The following is a 12,860-nucleotide window of genomic DNA, read 5'->3' on the forward strand; positions in this document are numbered from 1 at the left end:
TCCCCCCCTTCTGGTCCGGTCTTTCTCCGTGCTCCCTCAGTCCTCCCTCAGGCGTTCCTCGACGGCCTCGACGAGACCGGCGATCACACCGTCCGGTGAGGGGCTGTAGTGCGGAACGGCCCACCGGGTGATGTGGGCGTCGATGAGCGTGGGCCGGCCGGAGCGCAGCGCCCTGCGGAACGCGTCCTCGAACTCGTCGAGCGTGTCCACCCGGTAGCCGTCCGCCCCGCACGCGCGCGCGTACGCCGTGTAGTCCGGGTTGCGGAATTCGGTCAGGGCGGACTCCCCGTGCTGGGACAGCTGGTAGAGCTTGATCAGCTTGAATTCCTCGTCGTTGAAGATGACCCAGATGACGGGGATCTCGTGCTCGACGGCGGTCATCAGCTCGAACCCGCTCATCGCGTAGCACCCGTCACCGCAGCCGACGACGACGGTCCGTCCCGGGTGTGCGAGCTGTACGCCGATGGCGCTGTTGACGGCTCCGGCCATCGGCCCGTACGAACCGGCCTTGCGGAAGTGCTGCCCGTCCTCCAGCTCCACGTAGTAGCCGAGCCAGGCCGTGTGGGCGCCCGCGTCACCCAGCAGGATGCCCTGCGGGGGCAGCATCCGGCCGATCGCCTGGGCGAGTTGGCCGGGATGGAGCTTTCCGGGCAGACGGACGATGCGCCGGGCCTCGTAGTCCTGGCCGTCGACCTCGGCCCGCGGCACCTCACCGACCCGCCGCTCCAGCGCGTCGACGAGTGCCGCCACCGCCGGGCGGGCGTCGGACACCAGGGTGTGGTGCGCCCGGTACCTCTTCTCGAACTCGTCCCCGTCGATGTTCACATGGATGAGCAGCTTGTCCTCGAAGAGGTCGCCGCGGAAGTCGAAGGTGGCGTGCTGGTTGAAGGAGTTCCCGACGGCCAGGACGACGTCGGCCTCGCGGAAGGCCTTCCAGGCGCTGGAGTGACCGCTGTCGGCGAAGACCCCCACGGCGAGCGGATGCCCTTCCGACACGATGCCCTTGCCGTCCAGCGTGGTGACCAACGGGATCTGGAACCGCTCGATCAGCCGCCTGATCTCCGGCCCGGCTCCGCTGCGTACCGCGCCGAAACCGGCGAGCAGCACGATCTTCTTCCGCCGCCCGAGCGCGTCCGCCAGGGCCGACGCGATCTCCTCCACCCGCGCGGGGTCGGGCAGGACCGGTGCCACGTCGAGCCGCAGGGGCCGGAAGTTCTTCACCTCGGTGCCGCGCTCGTTCAGGTCGCTGGCCACATGGATGTGCACCGGTCCCGGCCGTCCGCCCAGAGCGATGTTGACGGCCTCCTCCAGGACATCGCAGGTGTCGGACGGGTCGGAGATCAGGAACGACTTCTTGGTCGTGGCCGCGAACATGGCCCGGGAGTCGGCCGTGCGGTGCACCCCCGAGGTCTCGTTGAGCGCACCCCACCCCTCCCACTCCATCCGTGCGTAACCCGAGACGGCCAGCACCGGATAGGAGTCGGTCATCGCCACGCCGAGCCCCGATATCAGGTTGAACGCGCCAGGGCCGGCCGTCGCGAAGCAGAAGCCCAGCCGGTTCGTGTACATGGCCTCACCGCAGGCCATGAAGGAGGCGGCCTGCTCGTTACGGGTGATGACCGTCCGGATCCGTCGCGACTCCTCCAGGGCCAGCATCAGGTCGGCGACGCTCTCCCCGGCACCGCCGAAGGCGGTCTTCACCCCGATCCCTTCCAGCCCCTTGACGATGGCCTCGTAGACCTTCATGGCCCCTCCCCGACTCGCCCCACCGCATGTCCGTCTTGAGATCTTCCTTACGTTCTGTCCGTTCTCGGACTCTGCAGCGTAGTTGAGGACCGGGAGGCTCCACGCGTGAGAATCGGCCACTCCTGGGGGCGGTCCGGGCATCGGCACCGATGTCAGTGGCGTGTCGTACCGTCCTGGCAGGAAGTTCCCCCTCTCTCGGAGTCCTCGTGCCACAGCCCGCCCGACTCGTGTCCACGATCGCCGCCCCCCTGGCCTTCTCCAGGGCCGATGACGCCCCCCGCCTGGAGTGGCGAGCCGGGACACGGCTGCTCGTACAGCGTGGTGACACGGAGCTGCTCGTGCAGAACCTCGACGAGACCTGGGCTGCGAGCGAGACCTGCCGTATACCGGCTCCCTGGCCGCGCCGGTACGGTCACTGCGCGGTGTCGCCTGCCGGTGATCTGGCCGTCTTCGCCGGGCTCCACGCGCTGCAGGTTCTGGACCGGGAGGGAAACGTACGGTGGCAGGCGCGGCACCGGTGCTGGGCGGGCTGCGCGGGGCACGAGTCCTTCACCGAGTACGCCGACGAGCGGGACCATCGGTACGTCGGCAGCGGCTCGGCCGGGTTCTCCGCGGACGGGACACTGGTGTGGGCCCACGTCCGCGGCCCGCTGACCCACGACCGGGGCCGCGGAGCGGACGAATGGCGGATCATGGCCGCCGAGGACGGCACGGTGCTCGCCCGCGCCGCGACGCATACGGCGGCCGAGGGCTCCGACCACGTCGGGCATCCCGACCCCGGCCAGATGGGTCTGACCGTCGGCGAGGGACAGGACGGCGCTCCGCTGCGCTGGGGACGCTGGAACGGCCGCACGCTCACCGTCGACAGCTTCGGCGACGAGAACCGCGTCCTGCTCGCGGTGAGTCCCACCGGAGACCGTCTGCTCACCGTCACCCACGACCAGGACACCCTGGCCCTCCACCGGGTCGCCGACGGCGTGGTCGAGGCCGCCCTGTCCGCGGACGCACTCCCTCCGCACCCCGCGCTGACGACCGGGCGGCCCGAAACGTTCGAGGACGACGAGACCCAGGCGTTCTTCGACTACGAGGGCGGCTTCGTCGACGAGGACACCGTCGTCGTCGGGACGGTCGAGAGTGACGAGGAGTTCGGCACGGGCAGGCACTGGCTCATCGACGCGGCCCGAAGGGGACCGGTCGACCGTCTCGTGTACCCCTTCGAGGTGCCCGGCCCGCCCAGGGCGCTGGGCGACGGCACCTGGTACACCGCCTCCGCCACCGAGTCCGCTCTTCATGTCTGGAGCACCGTCCCTGGACCACGTGGTGGGGCCCGTGACCAGTCACGTGACAGAAGCGGTGTCGCCCCCGTCCGGGCGACAATCCCCGGGTAAGGGAAAACGCACCGCCCCGGGAGTACGTGCATGACGCTCCACCCGCCCCAGCAGCCCATGACCGGCCACCAGGCCGCCGTCCTGGGCCGGGACGGTGAGATCGAGCTGATCCTGCGGAGCGTGCGGCGTGAGCCCGGCACTTCTCAGACCCTGCTGCTCCTCGGCGAGGAAGGCAGCGGGCGCACGACCGTGCTCCGGCACGTCCGGGAGCGGGCAGCCGCCGACGGCGTACTGGTGCTGTCCGCGCAGGGCTGGGCCGAGGACCTGGGGTACCCGCGGGCCTGCCTGCGGCAACTGCTGACACCGCCGGTACGAGGCGAACTCGCCGCCCTGACCGCCGCGCAGCAGCGGGTGCTGACCGCCGGACCGGGAGCGGACGACGGGGACAGGGCGGAGCTGCACGCGGCGGTGACGGCGTTACTGGAGCGGCTCGCCGCCCTCCGCCCGGTGCTGGTGTGCGTGGACGACGCCGGCCTGTGCGACCGCACCTTCCTGGAGGCGCTGTTCACCGCGGCCCGGCTGCTGCCCGGCCGTGCGCTCACGCTGCTGCTCGCCGCCCGTCACGAGGCGGATCTGCCCGGCCCGCCGCCCGGTTCCGAGACCCTGCGACTGGGCCCGCTGAGCGGCGCGCCGGCCGCCGCGCTCCTCGACCGGCAGCCGTCCGCTCCCACGGGCAGGCGCCGACTGGAGATCCTGGCGGAGGCCGAGGGCAACCCGCTGGCCCTCGTGGAACTGGGCCGCGGTGTCCCGGGGCCCACCGGAGTGACGCGACACTCTCGCGGGGAGCACGTCTTCGGCGTACGACTCGACGCGCTCCCAGCGCCGACACGCCGTGCCCTGCTGTACGCGGCGGCGGCCGGGCCCGGCGAGACCGTCGGCGCCGTCATGGCCGCCCTGGGCACCGACGACCTGGCGGTGTGGGCACCGGCGGAGGAGGCCGGACTGGTTGTACTGGCCGAGGACCGGCTCGACTTCCGGCATCCGCTCGCACGCTCGGCCGCGTATCTCAGGCGGCCGGCCGGCGAACGTCAGCAGGCACACCGTGACCTCGCCAAGATCGCCGTGCTGCCCGAGGCCAGGGCCCGCCATCTGGCCGCCACCACCGTGGGACCCAACGCGTTCGTGGCCGCACTGCTGGCGGAGTCCGCCTGGCGGCGCGGGGACGCGGGGGCGGCCGCCACCGCCCTGGAGCAGGCGGCCCGGCTCAGCCCCCAACGGTCGGAACGGGCGCGTGGGCTGGCCGAGGCCCTGACGGCGGCGCACATGGTGGGCGATCCCGGCTGGGTGCGGGAGCTGTACGGACGGCTCGTGCGGGAGTCCGCCGATCCGGACGCCGATCCGAAGGCCGGCCCGCAACCGGATCCGGAACTCGTCTGTGCGGCGGCCGGCGCCCTGGCCTCCGTCCTCTCCCAGGAGTCCGCCCAGCGCGAGGCCTTCGAGGTGCTGGCCGAGGTCGCCGAACACCTTCCGGCGATCGACCGGACCCACGCGCTCGCGCTCACGGGCCTCGCGGCGGCCATCGCCGACCAGTCGGGTCTGCCGGAGCACACGGCGGCCCTGTCCACCCTGCTCGACCGCGCCCGGCAGGCCCGTGCGTCCGAGCGGTGGCACCCCGCCGCGGCCGGGCCGCTGCTCCGCCTGGACACACCGCACGCGCGGCGGGCACTGGAAGCACTGGTCACGGTGGTGGCCCGGCCGAAGTCCGCCACCGCCTCGCACTCCGGCCTGGGCCGGCCGCACAGTTCCCGGCCCGCCGGCCCTGATGTGCCGTCCGCCGGACCCGATGCGGCGTCCGCCGGCCCTGACGTGCCGCACGCCGGTTCCGATGCGCCGCCCGCCGGCCCTGACGTGCCGTCCGCCGGACCGGTTGTGCCATCGCCCGGACCGGACGGCCCGGCCGCCCGGACGGTCCTCGCCTCCGTGGCCCGCCACGCGGACGAGGCGGACGTGGACTTGGGACAGTCGCGCACGGCGGACGACCGGCTGCGAGCCGCCCGAGCCTTCGGACTGCGCGGCTGGTCGGTCCTCCCACTCGTCGACACCCTCCTCGCGATCGGACGCTTCCCCGAGGCCGAAACCGTCATCGAGGACGCCCTGACCGAGGCCGCGGTGCTGCGCCTGCCCCGCCTCCAGGCCGATCTGGAGGCACAGGCACTCACCGTCCGCGCGCTGCGCGGAACCCTCACGGAGGCGCCCCGGCTCACCCCCGCCGTCTGGCGTGCTGTCTGCCTGGACGAGAACCGGGCCACGCACGCCCGCCTGCTGCGCGCCCGCGGACTCGCCGCCCTCTCCCAAGGGGACGGAGAGGACGCCTGGCAGCACCTGCGTGAACTGTTCACCGCCGACGGGGCGCCCGTGCACCCCCATCTGTCCGCGCGGAGCATCGCCGAACTCGCGGTCGCCGCCCAGCGCACCGGCCGGTCCGCCGAGGCGCTGCCGATCCTGGAACGGGTCCGTGCGGAGCAGGGGGAACGCCCGAGCACCAGGATGACGCTGCTCATGCACCACGCCGCCGCCATGGTCGGCCCGGAGAGCGAGGCCGAGGAGCACTTCCAGCTCGCGCTCGTCAATCACGGAGCCGGACGGTGGCCGTGGGAGCGCGGGCACGTCCGCCTCGACTACGCCATCCGGCTGCGCCGTCGGCGCCGGACCCTGGAGGCACGCCGACAGCTGACCACGGTCCTGGAGACGGCCGAACGCCTCGGCGCCGGCGCCCTCGCGAACGCCGCCCGCATCGAACTGCGCGCCAGCGGCGCCGCGCCCACCCCCACGAGCGCGGGCCCCCTGGAAGGGCTGACGGCTCAACAGCGGCAGATCGTCCAGTTCGCCGCGAGCGGTCTGTCGAACCGTGAGATCGGTGAGCGGCTCTTCCTCTCGCCGCGCACCGTAGGCTCGCATCTGTACAACGTGTATCCCAAGCTCGGCGTCAGCAGCCGTCACCAGCTCCGTGACCTGGTACAAGGCCGGTGAGAGCGCCGACAGAACGGTCGGAGGAGAGCCCATGAGACCCGGAGAACCGGGTGCGGCGGTCACTCTCGACCACGTGGTGCAGCGCTTGATCACCGCCTCCGCCACCCCGCCCACCCTCGACGACCTCGGCCCGGACACGGCGCGGCGCGCCCTGCGGGAGACCCAGCCCGAGCGGTTCGAGGACTTCGACGTGGACGCGGTCTTCCGCGTGGCGCCGGTCGGTCCGTCCGGACTGCTCGGCTTCTGGACCGTCCGCCCGGCCGGGGTGCCCGGCCCGCTGCCGGCCCTCCTGTATCTGCACGGGGGCCGTTGGGCGCTCGGCGACGCACAGACCCACGCCCGGCTCATCAGCGAACTCGTCACCGGCGCGGGCATGTGCGCCGTGGTCCCGGAGTACAGCCGCGCCCCCGAGGCCCGCTACCCGGTGGCCCTGGAGGAGTGCTACTCCCTGCTGACCTGGGCGGTCTCCCGAGCCGACGAACTCGCCCTGGACCCTGCCCGGCTGGCGGTGGCGGGGGACTGCGCCGGGGCCACGCTGGCGGCCGCCGTGACCATGCTGGCGAAGCACCGCGACGGCCCGCGGATCGGCGCGCAACTGCTCTACTACCCGCTCACCGACGCCCGCTGCGACAGCGCTTCACAACGGCAGTTCGCCACCGGCTACCTCCTCACACGCCAGGCGCTGCGCGCCTACTGGGCCCGGTACGTCGCCGACCCCGCCCGGCGGAGCGAATCCACCGCCGCACCGCTGCGGGCCCGCACGGAGGAACTGGCGGGGCTGCCGCCCGCCCTGGTCGTCACCGCCGAGGCCGACGTGGCCCGCGACGAGGGCGAGCAGTACGCGCGCCGGCTGTCCGAGGCCGGGGTCGAGGCGGCGTCCGTGCGGTTCCTCGGGACGATCCACGACTTCGTGGCGCTGCACGCGCTGGCCGACAGCGAGCCCACCCGGGCGGCCATCCTGACCGGATCCGCCTTCTTGCGCACGCGTTCGACGTAGTCGGTACGGAGACGGCCCAGGAGCAGTCGGCCGACTGATGCGTGGACCGGTACCGCCGCGCCATGCTGGCGGTATGCCAACCGCGATCGACTCCCACGAGGAGAGACGTCCGCACCCGGCCCCACCGGCGAGCGGGCGGAGCACCGTGCTGACCACCCGCTCGGTCGCGCCGAGCGAGAGCCTGGACTACTGGCACGACGCCGTCCTCGACACCCTGGTGGGAATGGACATCAGCGCCCAAGGGCGGTCCTACGACGCCGCCCTGCGGACGGACCACCTGGGAAACATGCAGATCACCACGGTGGAGTGCGACCCCGGTCGTGTACACCGCACACCGCGTTCCATCGCCCGCGGCGACGGACGGCAGGTCTTCGTGGCCGTTCAGGGCGCCGGCCGGGCCCAGGTCGAACAGGACGGCCGCACCACCGAACTGCGGACCGGGGACATCGGGTTCTTCGAGACCGTCCGCCCTTTTCACACCGTCTTCCCGGAACGCTTCCGGATGAAGATCTTCGCGGTTCCGCGCGCGTTGCTGCAGCTCCCCGACGGCGGCCTGCGGCAGCTCACCGGCCGCTCGGTACGTCCCAGCGGTGGCCTGCCCGCCCTGCTCGCGCCGATGCTGGACCGGCTGGCGGACACCTCGGCGTCGTACGCGACCCCGACGGCCGACCGGCTGGCCGAGAGCGTCATCGACCTGATGGCGGCGACCGCCGCGGACCAGCTGGGAGCGGATCCCGCCGAACTGCCGGGCGCCGACGGCGTGCTGCTGCTGCGAGTCCGCACGTACATCCGCTGGCATCTGTCGGATCCCGGGCTGACCCCGTCCGTCATCGCCGGGGCGCACGGCATCTCGGTCCGCCGTCTGCACCGGCTGTTCGAGGCCGAGGACAGCACCGTGTGCCGGTGGATCCGCGAACAGCGACTGCAGGAGTGCCGCAAGGAGCTCGCCGCCCGGCCGCCGGGCTCCGTCAGCCTGGGCCAGGTCGCCCGCCGCTGGGGGTTCAGCGGCCCCGCCGGGCTCGGCAAGGCCTTCCGTAACGCCTTCGGGCTGTCCCCGACGGACTGGCGGGACCGGGTATGGGCAGGAACGGTGTCATGCTGACCGGCCACGCGCCGTGGGCGTCCTGCTCCACCCGGGACATGGTGCCCGGCGACCGTCTTCCCTCCTGGCAGCGCGCCCTCTCGCGGATTTTCGTGGACGTCGAGGTCACCGTGGAGCAGGACCGTCCGTGGGACGGCGAACTGACCGCCGATCGACTCGGCGTACTCCAGATCGCCACCCAGGAGTTCGGCCCCGGCACCGTGCTGCGCGGGGCCCGTTCGGTGGCCGCCGACCCACGGACCCACCTCCTGGTCCGCCGCCAGCTGGAGGGCACCGCCCGGCTGCTCCAGGACGGCCGCACCGCCGAACTGCGCCCCGGCGACCTGGCCTTCCTCGACGCCCGGCGGCCCTTTCGGATCGTGCTCCCCGAGCGGCAGCGGGCACGGATCCTCATGGTCCCGCGGGCCCTGCTGCGCCTGGAGGAACGGCAACTGCACGCCCTGACGGCCACGGTGGTCGACGAGCGCGCGGAGGGCGCGGCCGGTCTGCTGCTGCCCCTGCTCGACGGACTCGTCGACGAGGTCGCGCGGGCCGCACCGGACCGGCGTGAGCAACTCGCCCGTACCGTCGTGGACATCCTGGCGACCGTGGCTCTCGAACAGGCCGGCCGGCCGCCCGGTCCGGCGGACCTGTGGGAACGGATCACCGAGTCCGTCCGTGCCCGGCTGGGCGAACCCGGGCTCGGCCCGCAGACCATCGCCGACCAGCACGGCATCTCGCTGCGCTATCTGCACCAGCTCTTCCGGCGGCACGACACCACCGTGGGCGCCTGGGTGCGTACCCGGCGGCTGGAAGCGGCGCACGAGGAACTCGTCCACCCCGCGACGGCCCACCGTCCCGTGGCCGAGGTGGCCGCCCGCTGGGGCTTCACCAGCCCTTCCCACTTCAGCCGGGCGTTCCGCGAGACGTACGGGATGTCACCGGCGCAGTGGCGCAGGGCGGCGGGCGTGGTCCGGGCGGACCGGCACTCCTGACACCGGCGCTGCGGACGACTACCTGTGGGTCCACCCCCGAGCGCGACCCGACTGCGAGTACACGTACGGCTGCGCGTACGACCGCACGTATGACCTCTACCCTTTCCGGTCGACGGCCGGATCGAACCGAACGACCCCGACAACGATGGAGCGCACATGACGGACGAGACGATGGGTGACGAGGTCTACCAGCCGGACGGGTCGGAGGTGCAGGACGACGCGGGCGTGCTGGACGCCTCGGACACGCTCGACTACCGGGCCGGCACGGAAGCCCTCGACGAGGGCTATTCGCCGCCGGAGCGGCCCTGGGCCGTGGAGCACACGGGGGTGACGGCGGCGGAGGCGCAGCGCGGGGAGACCCTCGACGAGCGTCTGGCCGAGGAGGTGCCGGACATCGGCGTCCCGGAGGGCGACGACCTCGGCGACTCCTCGGACACGGACGGCGAACTCCTCGACGACGAGGTGGGCGACCTCCGTGCCGGCCGCCTCCTTGCGCCGGACGAGGGCACGCACGAGGTGACCGAGTCCGACCTGTTCGCCTCCGACCGCGGCCTGGACGGGGCCGGGGCCTCGGCGGAGGAGGCCGCGATGCACGTCATCCCGGAATCCGAGGGCTTTTGACCTTCCCGTCGTTGCTTCCCGCGCTCGGGGACGCGGGCGGTACCGGCGGTCCCGCCGAGGTGTCGAAGGCGTGGGTCACCTCGGGCGTGCTGCCCGGGGTGACCAGCGCCCGGGCCTCCTCCTCGAACCGGCGGTCGGTGGCCGTCAGCCGGACGTGGTGCTGGTCCAGGTGCTCGGCCCAGGAGGAGACCAGGTAGTTCTCGATGAACCGCTCCGGGGCGTGGCCGTCCTGGTAGAGGCCCCAGGACAGGGCTCCGGTACGGCGCCGGGAGCGGGCCACGCGGTGCATCCGGTCCGTGAACTCGGCCCGGTTCGCCGCCTCGACCCGGTAGACGACGGAGACCAGTACCGGGCCCGTCGGGCCGTCCGCCTCCCCGGGCGCGAACACCAGGGGAGGCGCCGGCCAGTGGTCGGACGGCGCGGGATCGATGCCTTCGGCGTCACGCAGCGGCCACCGCCGTACGCTGGCCGCGCTCAGCAGCATCGCGGCGCCGGCGATCAGCAGACAGGCGCTCAGCCCCAGCAGGTCGGCGACCGTGCCCCACAGGGGAGCGGCCAGCGCCTGCCCGCCCTGGAAGACCAGGAGGTACACGGAGAGACCGCGGGCCCTGACCCAGCCGGGGAGCCGCGTCTGCACGGCAGCGTTGAGCGTGGACAGGACGGCGATCCAGGCGAGGCCCGCGGGCAGCAGGGCGAGCGCGACCAGCCACGGGGTGCGGACGGTGGCCAGCACCGCGAGCACCCCGGCGAACATCAGGGCGCCGGCCGTGAGGGTGCCGTTGGCGCCCAGCAGACGATGGGCGCGGGGCAGCAGGAAGGCCCCGCCGACCGCTCCGACGCCCACGGCCGCGAGGAGCAGTCCGTAGCCGCCGGAGCCGAGGCCGAGCGAACGGCTCGCGGTCAGCGGCAGCAGGGCCCACAGGGCGGCGCCGCCGGGGATGAACAGGAGCGTGCGCAGCAGGACGCGGCGGATGCCGGGTGCGTTCCGGACATAGCGGCGGCCGGCGTACAGGGCGGCCAGCAGCCCTTCGCTCGTGGCGGGCGCTGCGGTCGTCGTGGCGGGGCGCCGCCAGAGCAGCAGGACGGTCGCGATGCCGAGGTAGGACGCGGCGTTGAAGGCGAAGACCCAGCCCGCGCCCGCCGCCGCGACCACCGCCCCGCCGAGGGCCGGTCCGACGGCACGGGCGAGGTTCATGTTCACCGCGCCGAGCGCCGCCGCCTGACCCAGCCGCTCCCGCTCCACCAGTTCGGGCTGGATCGCCTGCCAGGCCGGGCCCATCAGCGCGGTGCCGCAGCCCAGCAGGAACGTCAGGAGCAGCAGGACCGTCGGCGACAGGGCGTCCAGGAAGGCGAGTACGGCCAGCGCCCCGGACACCGCCAGCATCGCGAACTGCGCGGTCACCAGCACCGTACGCCGGTCGAACCGGTCGGCTATCACCCCGGAGGGCAGCGCCAGCAGCACGACGGGCAGGCTGGCGGCCGTCTGCACCAGCGTCATCAGCGCGGCGCTGTCCCCGACGAGGAGCCACTGGGCGCCCACCGTCTGCATCCAGGTGCCGATGTTGGAGACCAGCTGGGCGATCCACAGCGCCCGGAAGACACGAGCCGCGAGCGGCGCCCAGGGGGAGTCGGTGGTGGTGGCGTTCATGGTGCTCCCCAGTGGGTCCGGTCCGGGCGGGGGTGTCACCCGCCGAGCCGCCACGCTAGGACCGGACCGGGGCGCGGGGTGTCCCGTGCGCGCACCGGCACCGCCCCCACAGCGCACCGGCGCCGGCCTCGCACCGCACCGGCGCCAACCCCACAGCGCACCGGCGCCGGTTTCACAGCGCGCGCGTCCGCGTCCGCACTCCGGGGGCGACGGGAGTGCACTCGGGGACAACTTCCCGGCGCAGAGCACTTCTACGGTGGCCCCAAGGGCATCGATCGGGGTGCCCACGCAGTCCCAGGAGATGCACATGTCCGAAGCCTTCACGCCCGTCGAGCCGGTGCTCGAACCCGCCGCCCAGGTCTTCGCCGAGGCCACCGCCAACCCGCCCTACCTCTTCGACCTCGCCCCCGCGGACGGCCGCAAGGCCGTCGACGAGGTGCAGTCCGGCGAGATCGCCAAGCCGGCGATCGACGAGGAGTGGATCACGGTGTCGGGCGGCCCCACGGGCACCGTCCGGGCGCGCATCGTCAAGCCCGCCGGCGCCACCGGCCCCCTGCCGGTCATCGTCTACATCCACGGCGCCGGCTGGGTCTTCGGCAACGCCCACACCCACGACCGCCTGGTGCGCGAGCTGGCCGTCGGCGCGAACGCCGCGGTCGTCTTCCCCGAGTACGACCTCTCGCCCGAGGCGCGCTACCCCGTCGCCATCGAGCAGAACTGGACCGTGGCGCGCTGGGTCGTGGAGCAGGGCGCGACCAAGGACCTGGACGCCACCCGGATCGCGGTGGCCGGTGACTCGGTCGGCGGCAACATGGCCGCCGCCCTCACCCTCATGGCGAAGGAGCGCGGCGGAGTCCCGCTGCTCCAGCAGGTGCTGTTCTACCCGGTGACCGACGCGAGCTTCGACACCAACTCGTACCACCAGTTCGCCACCGGCTACTTCCTGCGCCGTGACGGTATGCAGTGGTTCTGGGACCAGTACACGACCGACGAGGCCGAGCGCGCCCAGATCACCGCCTCCCCGCTGCGCGCCACCACGGAGCAGCTCACGGGCCTGCCGACGGCCCTGGTCATCACGGGTGAGGCCGATGTCCTGCGCGACGAGGGCGAGGCGTACGCCAACAAGCTGCGCGCGGCCGGCGTGGCCGTCACCGCGGTCCGCTTCCAGGGTGTCATCCACGACTTCGTGATGCTCAACGCCCTGCGCGAGACCCACGCCGCCGACGCCGCCATCTCCCTTGCCGTACGCACCCTGCACGCGGCCCTGTACACGGGCTGATCCGGTCCGGGCCGGGGGGGGGGGCAGGGACCCCACAGGGCGGCCCGGCCCCCCCCCCGGACAGCGGGCCGGCCCCCCCCCAACCCACCCCCAGCCCCAGAAGCGCCCGACCACCCCCCCCCGGCCGATGGCCGG

The 12,860-nt window shown here is 73.3% G+C and carries 9 protein-coding genes; 7 read left to right on the plus strand and 2 right to left on the minus strand.

Annotated elements, in window-relative coordinates; translation table 11 throughout:
- Positions 1 to 36 precede the first annotated feature (36 nt).
- The gene (locus ACFWGJ_RS16130; protein ID WP_387324463.1) at positions 37 to 1,746 is read right to left on the minus strand and encodes a thiamine pyrophosphate-binding protein; all 1,710 of its coding nucleotides are present in this window, start codon (positions 1,744 to 1,746) and stop codon (positions 37 to 39) included.
- Positions 1,747 to 1,952: 206 nt separating this feature from the next.
- On the opposite strand from ACFWGJ_RS16130, the gene ACFWGJ_RS16135 reads away from it, so the two are divergent.
- From ACFWGJ_RS16135 to ACFWGJ_RS16160, 6 genes are all read left to right on the plus strand, one after another.
- Positions 1,953 to 3,134, plus strand: a complete 1,182-nt coding sequence (locus ACFWGJ_RS16135) for a hypothetical protein (RefSeq protein ID WP_387324464.1) — start codon at positions 1,953 to 1,955, stop codon at positions 3,132 to 3,134.
- Positions 3,135 to 3,164: 30 nt separating this feature from the next.
- Entirely contained in the window at positions 3,165 to 6,104 is a 2,940-nt protein-coding gene (locus ACFWGJ_RS16140; RefSeq protein WP_387324466.1) for a LuxR C-terminal-related transcriptional regulator, read from the plus strand.
- A gap of 31 nt (positions 6,105 to 6,135) precedes the next feature.
- Positions 6,136 to 7,101 (plus strand): alpha/beta hydrolase, encoded by a 966-nt coding sequence (locus tag ACFWGJ_RS16145; protein WP_387324467.1) that lies wholly within the window; start codon positions 6,136 to 6,138, stop codon positions 7,099 to 7,101.
- A 73-nt stretch (positions 7,102 to 7,174) separates the two neighbouring features.
- Positions 7,175 to 8,203 (plus strand): helix-turn-helix domain-containing protein, encoded by a 1,029-nt coding sequence (locus ACFWGJ_RS16150; RefSeq protein WP_387324469.1) that lies wholly within the window; start codon positions 7,175 to 7,177, stop codon positions 8,201 to 8,203.
- Complete coding sequence (locus ACFWGJ_RS16155) at positions 8,197 to 9,177, plus strand: helix-turn-helix domain-containing protein (RefSeq protein ID WP_387324470.1); 981 nt, start codon at positions 8,197 to 8,199, stop codon at positions 9,175 to 9,177. The genes ACFWGJ_RS16150 and ACFWGJ_RS16155 overlap by 7 nt, the downstream gene beginning before the upstream one ends.
- A gap of 156 nt (positions 9,178 to 9,333) precedes the next feature.
- Complete coding sequence (locus tag ACFWGJ_RS16160) at positions 9,334 to 9,798, plus strand: DUF5709 domain-containing protein (protein ID WP_387324473.1); 465 nt, start codon at positions 9,334 to 9,336, stop codon at positions 9,796 to 9,798.
- Here the strand turns inward: ACFWGJ_RS16160 and ACFWGJ_RS16165 are convergent.
- Positions 9,773 to 11,446: an MFS transporter gene (locus ACFWGJ_RS16165; protein WP_387324475.1), complete on the minus strand. Its 1,674-nt coding sequence runs from the start codon at positions 11,444 to 11,446 to the stop codon at positions 9,773 to 9,775. The genes ACFWGJ_RS16160 and ACFWGJ_RS16165 overlap by 26 nt on opposite strands.
- Positions 11,447 to 11,753: 307 nt before the next feature.
- Here ACFWGJ_RS16165 and ACFWGJ_RS16170 point away from each other — a divergent pair, with 307 nt between their 5' ends.
- On the plus strand, positions 11,754 to 12,725 hold the full coding sequence (locus tag ACFWGJ_RS16170) for an alpha/beta hydrolase (protein ID WP_387324477.1): 972 nt from the start codon (positions 11,754 to 11,756) through the stop codon (positions 12,723 to 12,725).
- Positions 12,726 to 12,860 lie beyond the last annotated feature (135 nt).

This window comes from Streptomyces sp. NPDC060205, from assembly GCF_042728395.1.
In the GTDB taxonomy this organism is placed as follows: Bacteria; Actinomycetota; Actinomycetes; order Streptomycetales; family Streptomycetaceae; genus Streptomyces.